General features: G+C 63.7%; 26 protein-coding genes. 15 read left to right on the top strand and 11 right to left on the bottom strand.

Features of this window, described 5'->3' with window-relative positions; all coding sequences use genetic code 11:
* A complete protein-coding gene (locus tag QZY01_RS23895) occupies positions 1-321 on the top strand; it encodes a DUF6691 family protein (protein ID WP_342394920.1) in 321 nt (106 codons plus the stop codon).
* Positions 322-474: 153 nt separating this feature from the next.
* Positions 475-846 (top strand): integration host factor subunit alpha, encoded by a 372-nt coding sequence (locus QZY01_RS21635; RefSeq protein ID WP_294541364.1) that lies wholly within the window; start codon positions 475-477, stop codon positions 844-846.
* Between the two features lie 79 nt (positions 847-925).
* Here QZY01_RS21635 and QZY01_RS21640 read toward each other — a convergent pair whose 3' ends face one another.
* Positions 926-1,144 (bottom strand): hypothetical protein, encoded by a 219-nt coding sequence (locus QZY01_RS21640; protein ID WP_294541366.1) that lies wholly within the window; start codon positions 1,142-1,144, stop codon positions 926-928.
* 351 nt (positions 1,145-1,495) lie between these two features.
* Here QZY01_RS21640 and QZY01_RS21645 point away from each other — a divergent pair, with 351 nt between their 5' ends.
* From QZY01_RS21645 to QZY01_RS21655, 3 genes are all read left to right on the top strand, one after another.
* Complete coding sequence (locus tag QZY01_RS21645) at positions 1,496-1,867, top strand: integration host factor subunit alpha (protein ID WP_294541367.1); 372 nt, start codon at positions 1,496-1,498, stop codon at positions 1,865-1,867.
* Between the two features lie 2 nt (positions 1,868-1,869).
* Positions 1,870-2,157 carry a hypothetical protein gene (locus QZY01_RS21650; protein ID WP_294541369.1) on the top strand — a complete coding sequence of 96 codons (288 nt, stop codon included), beginning with the start codon at positions 1,870-1,872 and terminating at the stop codon, positions 2,155-2,157.
* A gap of 286 nt (positions 2,158-2,443) precedes the next feature.
* A complete protein-coding gene (locus tag QZY01_RS21655) occupies positions 2,444-2,815 on the top strand; it encodes an integration host factor subunit alpha (protein ID WP_342394921.1) in 372 nt (123 codons plus the stop codon).
* A gap of 79 nt (positions 2,816-2,894) precedes the next feature.
* On the opposite strand, the gene QZY01_RS21660 is transcribed toward QZY01_RS21655, so the two are convergent.
* On the bottom strand, positions 2,895-3,398 hold the full coding sequence (locus QZY01_RS21660; RefSeq protein ID WP_294541370.1) for a cupin domain-containing protein: 504 nt from the start codon (positions 3,396-3,398) through the stop codon (positions 2,895-2,897).
* Positions 3,399-3,496: 98 nt separating this feature from the next.
* Positions 3,497-4,978 carry an MBL fold metallo-hydrolase gene (locus QZY01_RS21665; RefSeq protein ID WP_294541371.1) on the bottom strand — a complete coding sequence of 494 codons (1,482 nt, stop codon included), beginning with the start codon at positions 4,976-4,978 and terminating at the stop codon, positions 3,497-3,499.
* A 181-nt stretch (positions 4,979-5,159) separates the two neighbouring features.
* On the opposite strand from QZY01_RS21665, the gene QZY01_RS21670 reads away from it, so the two are divergent.
* The 6 genes from QZY01_RS21670 to QZY01_RS21695 all read left to right on the top strand — a co-directional run bounded on the left by QZY01_RS21670 (position 5,160) and on the right by QZY01_RS21695 (position 10,230).
* Positions 5,160-5,354 (top strand): hypothetical protein, encoded by a 195-nt coding sequence (locus QZY01_RS21670; protein WP_294541373.1) that lies wholly within the window; start codon positions 5,160-5,162, stop codon positions 5,352-5,354.
* 536 nt (positions 5,355-5,890) lie between these two features.
* The gene (locus tag QZY01_RS21675; RefSeq protein WP_294541375.1) at positions 5,891-6,820 is read left to right on the top strand and encodes a cobalamin B12-binding domain-containing protein; all 930 of its coding nucleotides are present in this window, start codon (positions 5,891-5,893) and stop codon (positions 6,818-6,820) included.
* Positions 6,821-7,067: 247 nt separating this feature from the next.
* A complete protein-coding gene (gene chlG, locus QZY01_RS21680; RefSeq protein WP_294541377.1) occupies positions 7,068-8,006 on the top strand; it encodes a chlorophyll synthase ChlG in 939 nt (312 codons plus the stop codon).
* Positions 8,007-8,159: 153 nt separating this feature from the next.
* On the top strand, positions 8,160-8,693 hold the full coding sequence (locus QZY01_RS21685; RefSeq protein ID WP_294541379.1) for a DUF3833 family protein: 534 nt from the start codon (positions 8,160-8,162) through the stop codon (positions 8,691-8,693).
* A gap of 192 nt (positions 8,694-8,885) precedes the next feature.
* A complete protein-coding gene (locus tag QZY01_RS21690) occupies positions 8,886-9,593 on the top strand; it encodes an outer membrane beta-barrel protein (protein ID WP_294541381.1) in 708 nt (235 codons plus the stop codon).
* Between the two features lie 97 nt (positions 9,594-9,690).
* Entirely contained in the window at positions 9,691-10,230 is a 540-nt protein-coding gene (locus QZY01_RS21695; protein WP_294541383.1) for an ACT domain-containing protein, read from the top strand.
* A gap of 48 nt (positions 10,231-10,278) precedes the next feature.
* Here QZY01_RS21695 and QZY01_RS21700 read toward each other — a convergent pair whose 3' ends face one another.
* The 3 genes from QZY01_RS21700 to QZY01_RS21710 form a co-directional block, all read right to left on the bottom strand.
* Complete coding sequence (locus QZY01_RS21700) at positions 10,279-11,055, bottom strand: molybdopterin-binding protein (protein WP_294541386.1); 777 nt, start codon at positions 11,053-11,055, stop codon at positions 10,279-10,281.
* Positions 11,052-11,927: a cytochrome b/b6 domain-containing protein gene (locus tag QZY01_RS21705; RefSeq protein WP_294541387.1), complete on the bottom strand. Its 876-nt coding sequence runs from the start codon at positions 11,925-11,927 to the stop codon at positions 11,052-11,054. The genes QZY01_RS21700 and QZY01_RS21705 overlap by 4 nt, the downstream gene beginning before the upstream one ends.
* 76 nt (positions 11,928-12,003) lie before the next feature.
* A complete protein-coding gene (locus tag QZY01_RS21710) occupies positions 12,004-12,249 on the bottom strand; it encodes a pentapeptide MXKDX repeat protein (protein WP_294541388.1) in 246 nt (81 codons plus the stop codon).
* On the opposite strand from QZY01_RS21710, the gene QZY01_RS21715 reads away from it, so the two are divergent.
* Both QZY01_RS21715 and QZY01_RS21720 read left to right on the top strand, forming a co-directional pair.
* Positions 12,248-12,547, top strand: coding sequence for a hypothetical protein (locus QZY01_RS21715; RefSeq protein ID WP_294541389.1), 300 nt, complete (start codon positions 12,248-12,250; stop codon positions 12,545-12,547). The two genes, QZY01_RS21710 and QZY01_RS21715, sit on opposite strands and share 2 nt — an antisense overlap.
* A 28-nt stretch (positions 12,548-12,575) precedes the next feature.
* The gene (locus tag QZY01_RS21720; RefSeq protein WP_294541391.1) at positions 12,576-12,962 is read left to right on the top strand and encodes a DUF779 domain-containing protein; all 387 of its coding nucleotides are present in this window, start codon (positions 12,576-12,578) and stop codon (positions 12,960-12,962) included.
* Between the two features lie 20 nt (positions 12,963-12,982).
* On the opposite strand, the gene QZY01_RS21725 is transcribed toward QZY01_RS21720, so the two are convergent.
* From QZY01_RS21725 to QZY01_RS21735, 3 genes are read right to left on the bottom strand one after another with little or no spacing between them, the layout of a single operon-like run.
* Entirely contained in the window at positions 12,983-14,338 is a 1,356-nt protein-coding gene (locus tag QZY01_RS21725; protein ID WP_294541393.1) for a HAMP domain-containing sensor histidine kinase, read from the bottom strand.
* Positions 14,335-14,997 (bottom strand): response regulator transcription factor, encoded by a 663-nt coding sequence (locus QZY01_RS21730; RefSeq protein ID WP_294541396.1) that lies wholly within the window; start codon positions 14,995-14,997, stop codon positions 14,335-14,337. Before QZY01_RS21730 ends, QZY01_RS21725 begins: the two co-directional genes overlap by 4 nt.
* Positions 14,997-15,305: a PepSY domain-containing protein gene (locus QZY01_RS21735; RefSeq protein WP_294541398.1), complete on the bottom strand. Its 309-nt coding sequence runs from the start codon at positions 15,303-15,305 to the stop codon at positions 14,997-14,999. The genes QZY01_RS21730 and QZY01_RS21735 overlap by 1 nt, the downstream gene beginning before the upstream one ends.
* A 211-nt stretch (positions 15,306-15,516) precedes the next feature.
* On the opposite strand from QZY01_RS21735, the gene QZY01_RS21740 reads away from it, so the two are divergent.
* On the top strand, positions 15,517-15,864 hold the full coding sequence (locus tag QZY01_RS21740; protein WP_294541400.1) for a PepSY domain-containing protein: 348 nt from the start codon (positions 15,517-15,519) through the stop codon (positions 15,862-15,864).
* The gene (locus tag QZY01_RS21745) at positions 15,864-16,424 is read left to right on the top strand and encodes a cytochrome b/b6 domain-containing protein (RefSeq protein ID WP_294541402.1); all 561 of its coding nucleotides are present in this window, start codon (positions 15,864-15,866) and stop codon (positions 16,422-16,424) included. The genes QZY01_RS21740 and QZY01_RS21745 overlap by 1 nt, the downstream gene beginning before the upstream one ends.
* A gap of 98 nt (positions 16,425-16,522) precedes the next feature.
* On the opposite strand, the gene QZY01_RS21750 is transcribed toward QZY01_RS21745, so the two are convergent.
* A complete protein-coding gene (locus tag QZY01_RS21750; protein ID WP_294541404.1) occupies positions 16,523-18,121 on the bottom strand; it encodes a metallophosphoesterase family protein in 1,599 nt (532 codons plus the stop codon).
* 125 nt (positions 18,122-18,246) lie between these two features.
* Complete coding sequence (locus QZY01_RS21755; RefSeq protein WP_294541406.1) at positions 18,247-18,510, bottom strand: helix-turn-helix transcriptional regulator; 264 nt, start codon at positions 18,508-18,510, stop codon at positions 18,247-18,249.
* Between the last annotated feature and the right edge of the window lie 96 nt (positions 18,511-18,606).

The raw sequence follows: 18,606 nt of genomic DNA on the forward strand, positions 1-18,606 counted from the left end.
TTGGTTGCGAATCAACCGGCAAGCTTCCCCCGGCCCGCGCCGCAGGAAACCGAGACCCGGGACGCAAGCCCCCTTTCACGATCGCATCTGAGTAGATTCCGAAACTTCCGGCCGATTGGCGGCGCCGTGATTTTCGGCATGGGCAGGATTCTGGCCAGCCACTGCCCGGCGGCGGCCATCGTCAATATTGGCTTTCTCGACCCGGGCGCCTTGCTTTTCATGGGGGCGATGCTCGCCGGCATGAAGCGCGGCGAGGTGTTTTCGGTCCCCGGACCCCGGCGAAGCCGAGTCGCGCCAAGCCCCCTTCACGACCGGACGTGATTAGATTCCGAACCTTCCCAACTCACGCCGAAAGTTTAGCATTTGTTCTGGCTCGATTCATGCGAGTCAAAATGGCCCTTTACGGTGCGATGCTCGCTCCAGTCAGGCGTCAGGATGGTGGTTGAAAAGGCCGCTCATTTTTAGGTTGATCACATGTCTCTCGATCGGATCTCGCCCAATTCCGTGCTGCCGAACAGCGAAAACAGGCAGCCTTGGACGCATGGCGACGCGGTCCTGCCCAGGACGGTTACCCGGGCCGATCTTGCCGACGCCGTGGTGCGACAATTCGGTTTGTCGCATGCGGAATCCAGAAAGTTCGTCGAAGACATCCTCGCCGAGATCGCGGACGCGCTGGTGCGCGGGGAAAACATCAAGCTTTCGGGGTTCGGTTCGTTCAACCAGCGCACGAAAAGCGCGCGCCCGGGACGAAATCCCCGAAACGGCGCCGAGGCGACGATTTCGCCGCGCCGTGTGCTGTCGTTCAAACCGTCGCATATCCTGCGGCGACAGGTCGGCGAGCTCTGACCCGAACGCCGTAAGTCGCGCGGGCTATTGCCGATCGCGACGGGTGGCCATCCGGCGCCTGGGCGGCGCGAACAAACCCCTATTCCGGTTTTGGCCAATGGTCATTGCCGCCCGCATCGGGCTTGCCGGCCGGCCTCGTCGCCACCGGACCGACTCCGACAATCTGGACGATGACTTCCTCGACGCCCACGCCGCTCTTTTCGTGGCGGCGATGCGCGCCGGCATGAAGCTCAGCGACGTCTGTTTCGGCTCTCGGTCCGGCGAAGCGGTGTCGCCCGCCGCAACGTAAGCCGGCCATTGCGGTTGAGCTTGTCGCGGATCGACCGGCGGATTTCGTCCGCCTGCCCTACGAGACCGAGGCCCCGGTCGCGGGCCCCTGGGGGCCAGGCCCCGTTCACGACTTCCTCTCAGTAGAATCCGCAGCTTTTAAGTCTGCGCAAGACGTCTAGACTGATTCGGTTGGTGGTTCGCTTGAAGCGACCGGGATGCGATCCTATCTTGTTGTATTAAAAGACGGAGCCGCCGGATGATCGATTCAAGATCTATTGGTTTATCGGCCCAAAGGGCCGATAAACCCAATTTTCAGCCGTAACCCGAAGCCACAGCCTTCTGGCGGTGGCGTATTCACACAAACTTCTGCCGGGTGCGCATGTCTCTTCGTGGCAAGTCGTCCAACATTGTGCCGCCGAACGGCAAAAAAAAACTGCCGTCGGAGCAGGGCGACGTCGGCCAAACCACGACGATTAGCCGCGCCGATCTTGCCGACGCCGTGGCGCAGCAATTTGGCTTGTCGCGCGCGGACTCGAGGCGGTTTGTCGACGGGGTCCTCGCCGAGATCGCCGACGCGCTCGTGCGCGGCGAAAACGTCAAGCTTTCGGGGTTCGGTTCGTTCAGCCAGCGCACGAAAAGCGCGCGCCCGGGACGCAATCCCAGAAGCGGCGACGAGGCCACGATTTCGCCGCGCCGCGTGCTGTCGTTCAAACCGTCGCATATTCTGCGGCGGCTGGTCAGCGAACTCTGACCATGACGCCGGACGTTGCGTGCGCTTTTTTCGATCGCGACCAGCGGCGATCCGGCGCATGGGCGACGGGAAAAAACAGCACTTTCGGTTTCGGCCAATGGTCGTCGCGACCCGAATCGGGCTTGCCGACCGGCGTCGTCTCCACCGGACCGACGCCGACAATCTGGACGATGACTTCTCTCGTCGCCCGCGCCGCTCTTTTCGTGGCGACGATGCGCGCCGGCATGAAGCTCAGCGAAGTCTTTTTCGGCTCCCGGTCCGGCGAAGCGGAGTCGCCCGCCGCAACGTAAGCCTGCCATTCCGGTTGAGCTTGTCGCGGATCGACCGGCGGATTTCGTCCGCCGCTTGCCCCGCGAGACCGGGGCCGCCGGACGCCAGCCCCCAGGGGCCAGGCCCTCCTTCACGACCAGCTATGAGTAGATTCCGAATCTGTTAAGTCTACGTCGAAGGTTTAAACACTTAGATCGGCTGGACCGCATGTCCATTTTAACATATGATATCAATAGCTTAGGTTTTAGCTTTCATATCAAGGGCCTGCGTGGCGGTATAAAGGCGCCTCTTTTATAGGTTGATCACATGTCTCTCGATCGGAACCTGACCAACTCTGTGCTACGCGACAGAGAAATAAGGCTGCCGTCGACTCCTGCCGACGGCGGCCAACGCACGACGATTACCCGCGCCGATCTTGCCGACGCCGTGGTGCGACAATTTGGCTTTTCGCATGCGGAATCCAGGAAGTTTGTCGAAGACATCCTCGCCGAAATTGCAGCCGCGCTCGCGCGCGGTGAAAATATCAAGCTTTCGGGGTTCGGTTCGTTCAACCAGCGCACGAAAAGCGCGCGCCCGGGACGCAATCCCAGAAGCGGCGCCGAGGCGACGATTTCGCCGCGCCGCGTGCTGTCGTTCAAACCGTCGCATAACCTGCGGCGACAAGTCAGCGAACTCTGACCCGGACGCCGGACGTTGCCCGGACTATTGCCGATCGCGACGAGCGGCGGTTCGTCGCCCGGGCGGCGCGAACAAACAGCTATTTCGGTTTTGGCCAATGGTCGTCGCGGCCCGCATCGGGCTTGCCGACCGGCGTCGTCTCCACCGGACCGACGCCGGTAATCTGGACGATCACTTCCTCGTCGCCCGCGCCATCCCAATGGATTCCGCCCGCCGGATGCCGGACATAGGAGCCGGCGGCAATCGGTCGCGCCTTGCTGAAATCGAGCTCTTCGCCGGTTCCGTTCCACCAAACGCCCTTGATGACCGTCGCGTGGCGGTCCTGCGAGTGGAAGTGCGGACTGGAATGGAAGCCCGGCGGAAAATGCACGCGGACGACATAGACGCCCGGTTTCGACGGATCGCCGAAGATCACCGCCTGTTGCGGCCCGGCGCCGAGCGGGCTCTTGAAGGGAACCTGCTCCGGCGCGAGATAGACAAATCCTTCGGGCGCCTCGGCCCTGGCGGCAACCGCCGCCGCGAAAGCAAATCCCAGGGCTAGCGCGAGGGTTCCCGGCGCGATCTTCAGATGCAGGGCTTTCATCGCAAAAACATCCCCTTTCGCCGCGATGGCGAACCGCAAAGCAAACCCCGGAGGTCATCACCTCCGGGGTTTTTGTTAACGCGAGCGCGCCGCCTTTTTTAGCGGGCGGCCTGCTTCTGGCCGATGTAGGCGCGCAGATCGTCGAGCGTCGCGACGCGCACGCCATGCAGGCCGGCGATCTTCTCCACGTCGAGATTGAGCTTCTGGATGTTCTCGTAGAGATTGACGGCGTAGGGATTGGGCGTCTTCGGCGCGGGCGCGTCAACGGCCGCCGGCGTATAGGCGTCGGCCTCGATCGCGATTTTGGATTGGGGCAGGTAGATCAGGGCAAGGTCGTCGCTGTGGCCGCTGCCGGCAAGGCGATAAATCCTGATCTCGCCGTCGCCCTCGCCGAGCTTCAGTTCATCCTTGTAGGTCAGGAATTTCGCCGGCTTCTTCGAAACCGCCAGCAGGTCGGGATTCAATTCGCGCGGATTGGCCCAGGCCTTTTCGTAATAGGGCTTGTCCTGTTCCTGCGCGACAATGGTCGCGCCCAGATCGACGAAGGTCCGCAAGCCCCCGGAATGGTCGAAATGAACATGGCTGTTGATCACGGCAGCGATCGGCTTTCCCGGAACGACCTCGGAAAGCTTCTTGATCACGGCCAGCGAACGCTCCTCGTTGAGCGGCGCCTCGATCAGCACGATATGATCCTTTTCGATCACGGCGATGCTGTGATGCGTGCCGCCGGTCAGATAGAGCACGTTGTCGCCGATCTTGTCGCATTTGACATTGATCGGCGCCGGTTGGGCGCTGGCGATATTTTCCGGAACGGCGAAGGACGCCGGGCCGTTCAGCTTCGCCGAGGCGACGCCAAGACGCAGCACCGGATAGCCGCCCTCCTCGCGGGTAATCTCGGCGGGAAACAGCACGCCGCCGAAGTCCTTGTAATCCTTGAATTTCGTCTCGACCAGCGTGTCTCCGAGCACCGGCGTGTCGATCCAGGTCCGGACCCATTCGACGCGGTTTTCCGCATCGATCCGGCCTTCGAATTTATGCTTGCCCAGGGCGAAGGAGACCTTGAGGCCGTCCGAAACCGGTTCGACCCGGGCCTGATGCGCCAGCGCGGCCTTAACAAATCCCTGCGGCGTCGCCAGGATTTCAGCGCTGCGCTCCTCGACGGCGGCGAAGGCCGGCGTCGCCACGGGCGCGGCGTCGGGCGCGGCGTTCGGCGGCAGTCCGACATTCCACGCCTTGCCCTCGTCGAGCCAGGCGTCGACCTTCTGTTCCACCGGCGCCGGGCGGGCGCGCGCGGGATCGACGGTCTGAAGCCGGGCGATCTGGACATGTTCGGCGCCGGCGCCGAAGTCGATCGTCGCCGTATAGCGGCTGACGTCGAATTGCGGCCATGGCCCGCCGGGAACCGGCGCCTGGCCGAACTGGAACCAATGGCCGGCGCCGGAAAATTCCAGCGTCCGCGCGCTGTCGGCGCCGAGCTTTTCAGCCGCCGCCTCCAGTGAAGCGGCATTTGCGGCGAAAGCGCCGCCGAGTGACGTCGACGCCAGCAGGGCGATCAGGGAGATGGCGGAGAATCTGCGCATGGAATAGCCTCTTTGCCTATATTTCCTACCAGTTTTGTATTTTTATTGGGCGCTCCTGTCAAGCGCTACGGGCCCTCATCATCGCTTTCTTGACTTATTTTATAGATTTATTATTTTTTTGGCGGCGGGCGGAGGCCGGGCGCGCGCCACACCCCTCTGGCCCGCCGGAGAAGCAGCGACAATGGCCTTCGAAATCATCCACGCGCCGCGCCGCCCTGCCGGCCAATCGCCGGCGCGCCGCCTCTCCTCCCGGCTTTTCGCCGCCATGGCCATTCTGGCTTTGATCTGGGCCTGCGCCGTGGCCTATACCGCCCAACCCATTGAACCGGAGCAAGGGCGCTCCAAAGCCGCGCATGGGATCGACCCCAATAGATAGGCCAAAGCCGCAAGCCGCCGGCGATTCCACTTTTCCGAGCGTAAACGACCGACGCGCGCCGTTCCGACCGCGACAAATCGCCGCATCCCAGCCGAGGACGAGCCTGGCTTCGGCGGTGGCCGGAATTCGTCGCCGCGCCCAAAACGCCCTTTCTGCTCGCCAGGAAAACGCGCCGCCTGGAACAGGCGTTCGATCGTTTTTACGACCCGCCGCCGCCGTCGGTTTTTCCCGCCGCAACGCCTGCTTTCCGGATAAATCTTCCCTTGCGCCTGGGTAACGCGTTCGCGTTGACGTTGGGTCGATTTCGCCGCCGCGCTGCAATATCGATCATGTTGCAACGCAAACTTCAGGCATGTTTTCCCGGCGCGCAGCCAGGCGCCGCATCGGGAACAAGCCGGGCAGAAACAGTAGGCTCATGATAGGGCGGCACTGTCGTGGATGCTTGACACTTTTGGCCGCCAAAGCCAATCTGCCGATCAATGAATGCCGGCGTATCGCTGCCGGGCATAAAAAAATTCGGGCTTGCGAGGCGTTCTATGGCGGGGCACTTCCAGACGGACTCGTGTGACGGGTTTTACGGTTTCGAAATTGAAACGACGCGGCTCCGCGAGGGCGGCAAAGGCGCGTCGGACCCCCAACGTGAATTCGTCGACCGCCGGACCCTCGCCGGCGACGATCAGCTTGAGCCGCTTTCCAGCATCGCGGCTTTGGTCGGGACCCAGATCATACCGCAGCTCGCGTTGCTGCATCTGGAGGTCCCCGCGGAAAGCGGCGCCGTCGTTGCGCCTTTTGGCGCCGAAGATATTTCCAGTTTCACGCAACTCGTGCTGGCGCCGGACACCTCCTGCGCCGAGCGTCAAGTCGCCGAATTCACTGCGCGTGGGCTTTCCATGGAGCAGGTATTCCTCGATCTGTTCGAACCCGTCGCACGGCGGCTCGGGCAGATGTGGGAAACCGACGAATGCGATTTCATGGACGTGACGCGAGGCATGGGCTGCCTGCAACGCCTGCTTGCGAGGATGGACTGCAATTCCGGCGCGCCCGCGCTGATCGAGCAGCGTTCGATCCTGATGTCCACCATGCCGGGCGAGAAGCAGCATTCGTTCGGGATCACCATCGTCGAGAAAATGCTCGAAGCCTGGGGCTGGAACGTGCGCTCCGAAAGGCCGACGTCGATCGACCACATCCTCGAAATCGTTGAAAAAGAATGGTTTGCGGTGTTGGGGTTGAGCGTGAGCAACACCAACGCGCTGGAGCCATTGGCCCGGTTTATTTCGGAAATTCGCGGCCGTTCACAAAATTCGAGCATCGGGGTCATGGTCGGCGGCCCGGCGCTCTACGATCAGCCGGGTCTTGCCGCGACCGTCGGCGCCGACGCCACGGCGAGAAACGCCTCGCTTGCCGTGCTTGCCGCGGAAAAGCTGTTCAACCTGGAGGCCCGGCGGCATGGTTCGATCCGTCGGTGAGTCTTGCCGGACCCACCTCGCGCGGGTCGCTCGGCCGCCCTTTCGCCGGCGGCGGCGCCCCCGGTCTGCTCGCGCCTGACGCGCCGGTCCGGGCCATTTTCAGGACGGCCGGTCGGGTTGCATCGAGACCCCGTCCCGTTGCATATGGAACCAACTCCGCCCGCGCGAGGGACGGTTCGAATTGGCGGCGGCGATAAAATCCGGGTAACAACGCCATTTCACGCTTGGCGGGATGAGAAGCTCAAACATGACCAGCACGAAGGATCTTGGATCGTCCGCGCCGCCGACGCCGCGCTTGCCCGCTCGGACCACTCCCGAGCCTTCGGCGGTGCTGGAACTCCTCAAGCCGATCACCTGGTTTCCGCCGATGTGGGCGTTTGCCTGCGGCGTCGTTTCCTCCGGTCAGCCCATCCTCGCCAACTGGCGGATCGCCCTGACCGGCATCGTGCTTGCCGGTCCGCTGGTCTGTGCGATGAGCCAGGCGATAAACGATTGGTATGACCGCGACGTCGACGCCATCAATGAGCCGGACCGGCCGATACCCTCCGGGCGCATCCCCGGCCGATGGGGTCTGTATGTGGCCGGAATCTGGACCGTTCTGTCGCTGCTCGTGGCGACGACGCTCGGACCTTGGGTGCTGATTTCCGCCGCGGTCGGCATGGCGCTGGCATGGGCCTACAGCGCGCCGCCTTTCCGCCTCAAGCGCAACGGCTGGCTCGGCAATGCCGCCTGCGGCTTCTCTTACGAGGGTTTGGCCTGGATGACGGGCGCCGCGGCCATGCTCGGCGGCGCCCTGCCCCCGGCGCCGATCCTCTGGCTGGCGTTTCTTTACAGCGTCGGCGCGCACGGCATCATGACCCTGAACGACTTCAAGTCGATCAAGGGCGACCGGCAGATGGGGATCGACTCCGTTCCGGTCCTGCTGGGACCCGACGCCGCGGCCTGGGCGGCGAGCTTCGTCATGGCGGCTTCTCAGGTCGTCGTGATCGGACTCCTGATTTCCTGGGGCCATCCCTATTTCGCGGCGATCGTGGCGGCCCTGCTGCTGGGACAAATCGCCATGATGGCGAAGTTCATCGCCAGCCCCGTCGAGCGCGCGCTATGGTACAGCGGCTTCGGCGTGCCGCTCTATGTCCTCGGGATGATGGCGAGCGCCTTCGCCGTGCGCGCGGTTGGCGGCGGGTAGCGCGGGGCTGCGGGGAAGCAACGCGCAGGGGCCGCAAAAAATCCCCTCCCGCGCGAGCGCGGCAAGACGGGCTTCAAACTTCGCCTCCCGCCCGATTACGTTCGACTAAAACCTTGTCAACATGATAGAACCAGCCTCCACTGGAGCATGATCATGCGCGCAACCTTGCCTACTTTTGCCCTGGCCGCCGCGATAGCGCTGGCCGGTTGCGCCACGCGCCCCGCGAGCGTCGAAAACGGCGCAGGTCCGCTGGCGCTGGAGCGCGACTTTTCGGGACGGACCTATGCGACCGGCTATTTCAGCAATACGATCACCGGCCTTCGTCGCGATTTCAAGGTCACCCTCGATGGCGCCAGCCAGGGAGGCGCCTTCGTGCTTACCGAGCGCTTCGTCTATGCGGACGGCGAAAAGGGCGTCAAGACGTGGCGCTTTCACAGCCTTGGCGATGGACGCTACCGGGGAACGCGCGAGGACGTCGTCGGCTTCGCGGATGTCGCCAGAGACGGCGCCGCCATCCGACTGTCCTACGATGTCGACTTGCCGGGCGACGGCGGACCTACGAGGGTCCACTTTGAAGATATCCTCGTTCGAACTGCGAACGGGAAAGTGGTGAACAACGCCGTCGTATCGAAGTTCGGCGTGCCCGTGGGCGTTGTCGACCTGCGATTCTCGCGCAACCCCTCGTAGCCGTGCGACCGGCCGCGGCTGGACAGGCTGTTGCGTCGATGGCCCCGCCAACCGCAGGCGGTCGCGGATCTTCGCTCCCGCCGCGCGGCGCCCATCGCAAGGGATTTCGTCGGCGATCCTGCCGGGCGCGAGAGATGTTTGTTAACCGGCATAGGCGTTTAATGCGCGGTCTTGCCATTTCAAAGAGGCTTCATGACAATCTCGAATTTTCGCGTCGCGCTGGCGGCGATGTCTGCCGCCTGTCTGTGCGCAGAACCCGCGCGCGCCGACGATCTGCCCTTGCCCGCGCCGCTGAGCGGCCTCGGCAGCCTGCCACCCCCGCAAAACTGGCTGCTGCCGAATTACAAGAACCTGAGCGCGCCCTACAATTGGAGCGGATTCTTCGTCAAGCCGCTCGTCGCCTACCAAACCGCGCAATTCCAGGGCGCCGGCGGCCGTTACCTGAAAAATGCGCAGGGCGTAACCTTTGGCGCGGAGACGGGTTATAATTTCCAGGCCGGAAATCTGGTTTTCGGACCGTCCGTCGATCTTTCCTATTCGCTGATGCAGGCCGACGCCAATACCCCCTTCGCCAATGTGACCAAAGCCGACATTGGCTGGGTCGGTTCGGCCCGGGCGAGCGCGGGATATGCGTTCGACCGGTTCATGATCTATGGAACCGGCGGTTTCGCCTTCGCCCAGACGACAATCGAAGGGCCCTTCGCCTCCAATACCCAAACCCTGCCCGGCTGGGTCGCCGGCGGCGGCATCCAATACCTCTGGAGCGAGAAAGACGTTTTCAGGATCGGATATCGGCGAATCCAGCTCCAGAACATGGATTTTGACGCCCTGCCCCTCCGGCAGACCAAGGTCGGCGTCGCTATGGACGTCATCACCGCCGGTTTCTATTTCAAGTTTTAGCGCGGACCGCGCCGGCGGGGGAAGCCGAAATTGTCGATATCCGACATTGAGCGGCATGGATTATCGCGTATTCTCCCCGCGTGAGAGGAACGCGCACATGCAGATACATCTCGTCCTTACCGTCATCGGCCGCGATCGTCCGGGTCTGGTGAGCAGACTGGCCGAAACGGTCGCCGCAGGCGGCGGCAATTGGCTTGACACGCGCATGGCGCGCCTTTCCGGCCAGTTCGCCGGCATGTTGCTGGTCTCCATCGCGCCGGAAAAAGCGGACGCGCTCGTCGAATCGCTGCGCAAACTGGACGCGCAGGGACTTCGCTTCATCATCGAGAAATGCGACGCGCCGGCGCAGATCGGCGGCCGCACGCTGCGGCTCGATCTGGTCGGCCTCGACCGGCCCGGCATCATCCGCGACATTTCGCAGGTGCTCGCGGCCCATAATGTCAGCATCGCCGAACTCGAAAGCGAATGCGTGAGCGGGTCGTTCTCGGGCGAAGCCATGTTCAAGGCCAACGCCCGGCTGACATTGCCCGACGACCTGCCGGTCGAACTGCTCCGCCAGCACCTCGAAGAACTCGCCGACGAGTTGATGGTCGATCTTTCGCTCGACGCCAATTCGGCGCTGGTTCATTCCGGCTGAAGCGGCCCCGACGAAACAAGGCTCGCGCTTGCCAAGGGCCGGGCGGCCTCAGATTCCGGCATACCATTCATAGCCGCGATCCGGCCAGTAGCCGCCTTTGCCGCGACCGATGCGGTCGAACCGCTCCACCAGTTCGATGCGCATCACATATTTGGCCTGCTTGTAACCCAGTTGCCGTTCGACCCGCAGCCGAACGGGGGCGCCATGACCGACCGACAGGGCCTCGCCATTGAGGCTATGAGCGAGAATGGTCTGGGGATGAAAGGCGTCGACGAGATCGATGCTTTCGTAATATTGGCCGGTCCCATCGGCGGCGCGCTCGTAGAAATCGGCGCAGTGGAACACCACGAAACGCGCCGCCGGCAGCGGCGCCGCGCGCTTGAGAATTTCCGCGAGCGGCGTCCCCTGCCATTGGCCGATGGCGCTCCAGCCCTCGACGCAATCGTGGCGGGTGATCTGCGTGCGCTGCGGCAGGGCGTGCAGATCCGCAAGCGACAAGGACAGCGGGGTCGCCACCAGGCCTTCGACCTGCAACCGCCAAGTGGCGAAATCCCCGGCGAGCAGCGCCTCGTATTCCGTGGTGTCGGGCATGTGCGTGCCATTGACCTTGAAGACCGGCGAAATGTCCTTCGCGGAAAATTCCCGTGCCAGCGCATTGCGGCCAAGCAGGCGCTGCGCGCCATAGGTCAGGCTCTGTGCATGGGCGATCAGTTCCTCGAAGCTCGCGGCGTCGGCGGGGCGGCCGGAAAAGCCCAGCGCGGCGGCGCCGAGACCCAAGGCGCCGAGCCCGAGGAATTTGCGACGAGGGATCAGAAGTCGGCTCATGGGAGGCTCCCGTCGGGATCTTGCGAAACAATCTTGAGTTTGCCGGTGATCATCGAGCGGATCTCGTTGATCGGACCGGCGAGAACCACCATGGCGAGATGGACGAGGACGAACAGGACGATGAGATTGGCGGCGATGAAATGCAGAGTTCGCGCCGATTGCCGGCCGCCGAACAGGTCGATCAGCCAGGGAAAGATCGCATCGAGGCCCGGCGACATGGTCATGCCGGTCAGCGCGACCAGGGGCAGCAGCAGGCCGATCACGCCGAGATAGGCGAGCTTTTGCAACGGATTGTAATGGCGCGCCGCTTCACCCTGCGGAAATTGCAGCTTGAGATGATGGATGACATCGCTCAGCAGGGCGCTTGGCCGCAATTGCGCGGGGCTCGGCACAAGGTCGCGGCGCAGATGGCCGTTGATCAGGCCGAAGGCGTAATAGGCGGCGAGATTGGCGACAAAAAGCCAGGCGAAGAAAAAGTGCCATCGCCGGGCAATCGATAAATCGCGGGAGGCGGGCAAGGTCGCCCAATAGGGAAAGGCGCGTTGATGCCAATCGCCATCGTCGTCGCGGACCGCGCCGAGCACGCCGGTTGTGTCGAGAGTGGTCGCTTCACCGAAACGGACAAATCCCTTTGGCGGGCCAGACTCGCGCGACTCCGCGCCGATTTCGAAGGCCGGACGGTCTGCGTCCGCTCCATATTGGCCCCAGTAGAGCGCCGGATGGGCCATGAAAATATTCAGACCGCTCATCAGCAGGCCAAAGATGCACAGGGCGTTGAGCCAATGGGTGAGGCGCGTGACAAGCGCATGACGCGGCACGAAAACTGTTTTTCGATGCGGCGCGGCGGGGGCAAGCGCGAGAGATTCGGTCATGGGAGCGGCCCGACAAGCAATGGAAACAAGACGCCCATGCAAGAAAACACGCATGGACGCCTTTCGTTATAGCGCCTTACTTGGCGCCTTTCATGGCGTCGCCTTTCATGGCGTCGCCTTTCATCGCGTCGCCTTTCATGGCGTCGCCCTTCATGGCGTCGCCCTTCATCTTGTCGGCCTTCATGGCGTCGCCCTTCATCGCGTCGCTTTTCATGGCGTCGCCCTTCATCGCATCCTCGGCAAAGGAAGGGGCGCTGAAGATTGCCGCCGAAGCGAACAAAGCGCAGGCGGCGAAGCGGGTGGCGAAGGTTTTGGCGTTCATGGGTATTCTCCTGTTTGAAACGATTTATATTGCCGGGGGCGGCGTCCCGGAAACGGGACTTCGACTGGAGAGGCCGTCGCATGTGTTTCGATTTCGCGCCGACGCCTTTTTCGCTGAGGGGCGAAGCTCCGGCGCCCCTCGTCCTTTCAATGACGGCTTTGCTAGCGTTTTCGCCGCCATCCATGGTGTTAACGTTCCTGAACGGGAATTGTTACGTCCGCCGTCTCGATGTGGATGGTATTTCGAAATTTTCTTTCCGTCCTGGCTGCTGGACTGGATTATTTTGCCGTACATATAGGACGGATCGTCGGTAAATGGAGAAAATCATGCCCGCGCCCGCACGCGTTGAAGCGACGGCCGAAACGCTTTCGTGGATCGCCCGTCTCGAAACCAAACACGGTCCGTTGGCGTTTTATCAATCCGCCGGCTGCTGCGAAGGCTCCGCCCCGATTTGTTCGCCCAGAGACGAGGTCTGGCTCGGCCCGGAAACAATCGTGCTGGGCGAAATCGGCGGCTGCCCCTTCTACATCCGGGCCAATCAATTCGAATATTGGCGTCATACGCAGATCATCGTCGATGTCATCGAGGGCGGCAGCAATGGTCTTTCCATCGAGAGTCCCGAGGGAATAAGCTTTCACACGCGATCCCGCGTTTTTACCGACGCCGAATGCGGGGCGCTGGCGGCGCTCGGCGAACCGCCAAGGGCGGCGTGAAGCCTGGCGCCCGCTGGTCTTCAGGCGCTGCCGACGACGCGCAGGCTAACCCTCAGCCCACCGAGCGGCGAACGGGAAAACGCCATGTTCCAGCCATAGGCGTCCAGAATGTCCTGGGCGAGAGCGAGGCCGAGGCCGGCGCCGCCGCCATGGTCGAGGCGCCCGCCACGCTGGCGGACCAGGGCTTCATGGTCCGGATCGAGGCCCGGACCGTCATCCTCGATCGCAATGACCGGGCGTCCTGCGTCGTCGGCGCAGGAGACGCGAACCCGCGTCGAGGCATGGCGCGCGGCGTTGTCGAGCAGATTGCCGAGCAGTTCGGTCAGGTCCATGCGTTCGATCGGCGCGACGGCGGCGCCGGCGATTTCGTTTTCAAAACTGATTTCTTCGCCTCGATTCGTTCGGCTCAGAGTTCGGATCAGAGCCTCGACGATTTCGCGCAGCGGCGTCGCCGGGAGTCCGCGTCGCGTCGCCGGGCCCTGGACGCGGGCGCGGGCCAGTTCACGCTCGACATGGCGGCGCATGGACTCGCCTATCTCCTCCAGAGACCCGGCGACTTCGCCGTCGCCACCCTCGCGAAGCCTGCGGGCGTCGCCCGCCAAAGCCGCCAACGGCGTTTTCAGACCATGGGCGAGATCGGCGGCGCGGCCGCGCGCGCGCTCCAGTTCCTTCTCCTGCGCGTCGAGCAGCGCATTGACTTCGCGAACGAGCGGCAGGACTTCGTCCGGCGCGTCGAGCGACAGCCGCTGGCGACCGCCGCTGATGGCGTCGGCGACTTCGCGCCGCAAACGGATCAGCGGTCGAAGGCCGAGACTGAGCTGGAGCCAGGTCGCCAGCGCCAGGACCAGGGCGAGCAGGACGAGGCCCGGCACGAGATCGGCGAGGAAGGCGTCGCGCGCCCGGCGCAGCCGCGTCAGGTCGCTCGCGACAAAAACCCGCGCCGTCTGGCGCCTGCCCCGAGCGGAAAATTCCACCCGGCGTTCGGCGACCAACAGCAGCTTGCCGCCGGGTCCGGCGATCTGATGATAATGGGTCTGTCCTTCGCTCAAGCGGTCGGAGGGCGGCGCCAGCGCAAAATCCCATAAGGAGCGGGACCGCAAGAGGCCTGAAGGCGTGTCGATCTGCCAATAGAGTCCCGACAGCGGTTCGTTGAACCGGGGGTCGGGCGGCGGTCTGACCAGCGCGATCGCGCCGCCGGGGTCGATATCGAGGCCGCCGACGATCTGCCGGAGGTCGACGTCGAGGTCGTCCGACAAGGTGCGGTAGACGTGCCGCTCGAACAGCAGCGTCAAGCCGGCGCCTGAAAAAGCCAGCGCGACCGTTATGGCCAGCGCGCCGGCCAGCGCCAGCCGGAGGCGGAGCGAACGGCGGATCACGCGACATCTTCCGGCATCAGATAGCCGAAACCGCGCCGCGTCTCGATCCATTGGGCGCCGAGTTTTCTGCGCACTCGCCCAATCAGCACTTCAATGGCGTTGGACGATTGCTCGTCCTGACCGTAAACGTTTTCAATCAGTTCCTGCTGTGGCACGACCCGGCCCCGGCGCAGCATCAGATAGGCGACCAGACGATATTCGAGCGGCGACAGCTCGACCGGCGCGCCGCCGACGCTCACCTTCATCGCGCGTTCGTCAAGCTGGAGTTCGCCGACGCAGGCTACGGAGGCGGCGTGGCCGGCGGAACGGCGAATGACCGAGCGCAACCGCGCCAGTAGTTCCTCCATGCGGAACGGCTTGGCGAGATAATCGTCGGCGCCGGCGTCGATTCCCTCGACCTTCTCGCTCCATGAGCTGCGCGCGGTCAGCACCAGCACGGGGGTCGTCCGGTTGCCGGCGCGCCAGCGCTTGAGCACGGCAAGGCCGTCCATGCCCGGCAGGCCGAGGTCGAGCACGACCGCGACATAATCCTCGGTGTCGCCGAGAAACCAGGCGTCCTCGCCATTTTTCGCGCGCTCGACCAGATAGCCGGCGGCGAGCAGCGCACGCTCGACGTCGCGCGCGATCCGGTCGTCGTCTTCGACCAAAAGGATGCGCATCAGTCGTCCCCGGCGTCCATGATTGCCCCCGTCGCCGCATCGACCGTGACCTCGCGCAGACGGCCCCGCGAGTCCAGCACGCGAAACTCATAGACCCAGAGTCCGTGCTCGCGCTCAAGCTTGATCTTGACGATCTCGCCGGGCATGCGGAGGCGCAGGCCGGCGACGATGTCTTCGAGCGGACGGATGGCGCCGCTCTTTACCGCCGCCTGCGCTTCATCCTGATCGCGCCGCGACTCGTCGGCTGGCGCGGCGGCGGCGAACAGCAGCAGGCACAGCGCAAGGAGAGCAGGAGGCGACCGTGACATGAAAATGGGAGACCCGGGGTTCCAGAGCATATTGCCGAAAAGTTGCAGACTTTTCGGAAAAGAATATGCGGTTAAACAACGCGCGGATCATCCCACATCCCAAATGACAAATCGCTGACATGGATCATCAGCAGGCCGTCATCGGCTTTCCTTCATACCCCTCGTCATTGCCCGGGCAGTGAAGCCGGGCGCGAATGGAAAGGGATGAAAAATGCGTAAATGGCTCATACTGGCGAGCATCGCGGCTTTGGCGGGAACCGCCGGTCTTGCACGGGCGGAAAGCCTCGGCCGGCCCTGCACGACGAAACCGCAAGCGGACTACCTCTCGCTCGATGCCCTGAAGGCCAAAGTCGCCGAACAGGGCTATGAGATCCGAAGCGGCGAAATCAAGAAGGCCTGCGGCGAGTTCTACGTGATCGACAAGTTGGGCAAGAAGGATGAGCTTTTCCTCGATCCAACCACCGGCGTCATCGTCTCCGGAGGCAGCGCCAGCAGCGGCGGCGGCAGCGTTGGCGGCAAGGTGGCATCGTCGGACAAGGACGACGAGGATGACGATTGATGGCGGCTCCGGTCATGATCGCGGAAGCCGGCGGCGTGACGCCGCCGGCGACCGTCGCCGTGTGGGACCCGTTCGTTCGGCTGTTCCACTGGAGCCTTGTCGCACTGGTCGTCTGCGCCTTGCTGACCGGCGATGAAATCGCCGGGCTGCATATCGCCGCAGGCTACGTGATCGCCGCACTGGTGACGCTCAGGATCGTCTGGGGCTTCATCGGATCTGAAAACGCCCGCTTCGCCGCCTTCGTCCGCCCGCCGGCCGAAGTGCTGTCCTTTCTTCGCGACAGCGCGCAATTGAAGGCGCGGCGCTTTCTCGGCCATAATCCGGCGGGCGGCGCGATGATCCTGGCTTTGCTCGGGCTCCTGACCGTCGTGTCGGCCACCGGCATTTTGCTGACGACCGACGCCTTCTGGGGTTCGCATCCGATGAAGGCCGCACATGAAGCCAGCGTCTATGCGCTGTTGGGCCTCGTGTTCCTGCATATTGCCGGCGTCGCTCTCGCCAGCGTCGCGCATGGCGAAAATCTCGTCCGCGCCATGATCGGCGGACGCAAGCGCGCATGACAAAATATTGGCGGCGGGTCGTCTCGCCGCCGACGCGAATTCAAAACCTTTCCGTCGGGGGCCGTCGCCGCGACCGGGTGAAGCAAAGCCCCAACGCGTCAGGCGCCGTCGCGGCGGCGCCGCTCAAGCGTAAAGGTCTCGAACGGCGCGATTTGGCCGCCGGGGCCGGTCACGTCATAATAGACCACTTTGATGCGCGTCACCGCGCCCGGCCCGTCGCCGGGGTCCAGGGTGAAGGCGGCGAAGCCATAACCATGGCCGATGTTGCGCACCGCCGACCAGGGCGCGCTTTCGATCACGTAAACCGGCGGCCGTTTTCCCGTTCTGGCGTCGGGTTCGCCGACCGCGACGATGACTCGGGCTGCCGGCGGATCGAACAACAGTCGGTTGGACGGCGCCGAGGTTCCCCCGCAGCCGATCACCATGTGGACGGCGCCCTTGCTGGCGTCGATCACATCGGTCGCCAGCGCCGCCGGCTTCGGCGTGAGGGTGCGGTTTTCCTCGCAACCGTGCAGCGGATGCGAACGTTCGTAATGGTGCTCGTGCCCGCAAACCACCAGATCGACGTCATATTTGTCGAACAACGGCAACCATTCCTCGCGGATGCCGAGATCGGCGCCATTGAACCTTTCGGCGGTCGAAATCGCCACCTGGTGCATGCAGACGACGATCCAGTCTATCGCCGGGTTGGCGCGGGTCGCCGCCAGTTCCTGTTCGAGCCAGGCTTTCTGCGCGCCGCCGGAATAGCCCCGCACATAGCTGTCGCCGCCGTCCTGATAGACCACATCGTCATTGGCGAGGCTGATCACGCGAACGGAACCGGCCGTGAAGGCGTACCAAAGTCCGCGCGTCAACTCGGTCTGCCCCGAGGCCTCCGGCGTTTCGAAATAGGTCTGATAGGCCAGATAGCCGATCGGTCCATTGCCGCGTTCGTTCTCGTGATTGCCGGCGCAGGGCATCCAGGGCCGGTTGCGGGCGCTGCGCGAATTATTCGCCCAGAAATCCCACCAGCTGCGTATGCGGTCTTCGGCGATATTGGCATAGCAGAGATCGCCGTTGAGCAGATGAAACAACGGACGGACGCGCTCGACGCCGAGCGTGGTGTCGGCGGCGGCCGGGGAGCCGAGATTGTCGCTGACGAAGATCGGCGCCGGGAGCGTAACGCCCTCGGGCGGAACATATCTTCGCCCCAGCGTCGGCGTGCCCTGATCGCCGAAGCTGGTGAAGGTGAAGGCGGCCCGGCCACGCGGCGCGGTGCGAAAACTCGCGAATTCCGGCGTCGCGCCGTCATGCAGCGCCGCATAGAGATAGGCCGAGTCCGGGCGCAGGACGCGCAATCTGGCGTGGTGGACATGGACGGTTTTTTGGGATTTGGCGTCGACATAGCTCGACGTCCTCGCCGCAACCGTCTGCTCCAGCCTGCCGTCGAGCGTCCCGAGCAGCACGCGCGGATTGCTCACCGGCGAAAGACTGTGCCAGGACACGGTCATTTCCGCAGCGGCGTCGGCGCCGAATTGCAGATGCAGGCCCGCGACTGGCTCCGCCGCCGGAAGATTCGCGTCTTTCGCGCTTTCGCCGGGGTTTTGCGCTTGCGCGCCGGTCGCGGCCAGCAGCGCCAGGGCGCCGGGCGCCAGCCCGGCAGCCGCAAGTAGCCGGCGGCGTGAAACTTCCAGTTCGACTGCGGTTTGACTGTCCAAAATTGGCGCGCCCCCTGGCCCGATTGAACGGATCGTCTAAAAATTATGGCTTGTCGGTGAAGCCCCCATGACAGCAATCCGCTTCGTTCGAAAACGCGCTCATCGGCCGGGGACAAGCGCCGGGGTCAGGTGGAGCCGGCGCGCGCCTGTTTGAGCCTCACGCCGCGCCCAAAGCCACGACTCTCGGCATTGTCGGCAAGGATCTCGACCCCTGCCCGGTCGAGAGCGTCTATGACCTTGGTCAGCGTATCGATCATGCCCCTGACGTTGCCTTCGCTCGCTTCCATGCGCTGAATGGTTGGGAGGGACACTCCCGACAATTCAGCCAACTGGCGCTGGTCGATACCGAGCAGCGCGCGAGCGGCTCTCAATTGCAAGGCGCTGATCACGGTGCGACGACTCCCCCACGCAGATCCAGTTTGGACAGTTTATGGATCGCGGTCAAAAACATCAAAATTAATTTACCGCACATCGAAACTGGCCGA

The sequence above is a fragment of the uncultured Rhodoblastus sp. genome (assembly GCF_903903185.1).
Classification (GTDB): domain Bacteria; phylum Pseudomonadota; class Alphaproteobacteria; order Rhizobiales; family Beijerinckiaceae; genus Rhodoblastus.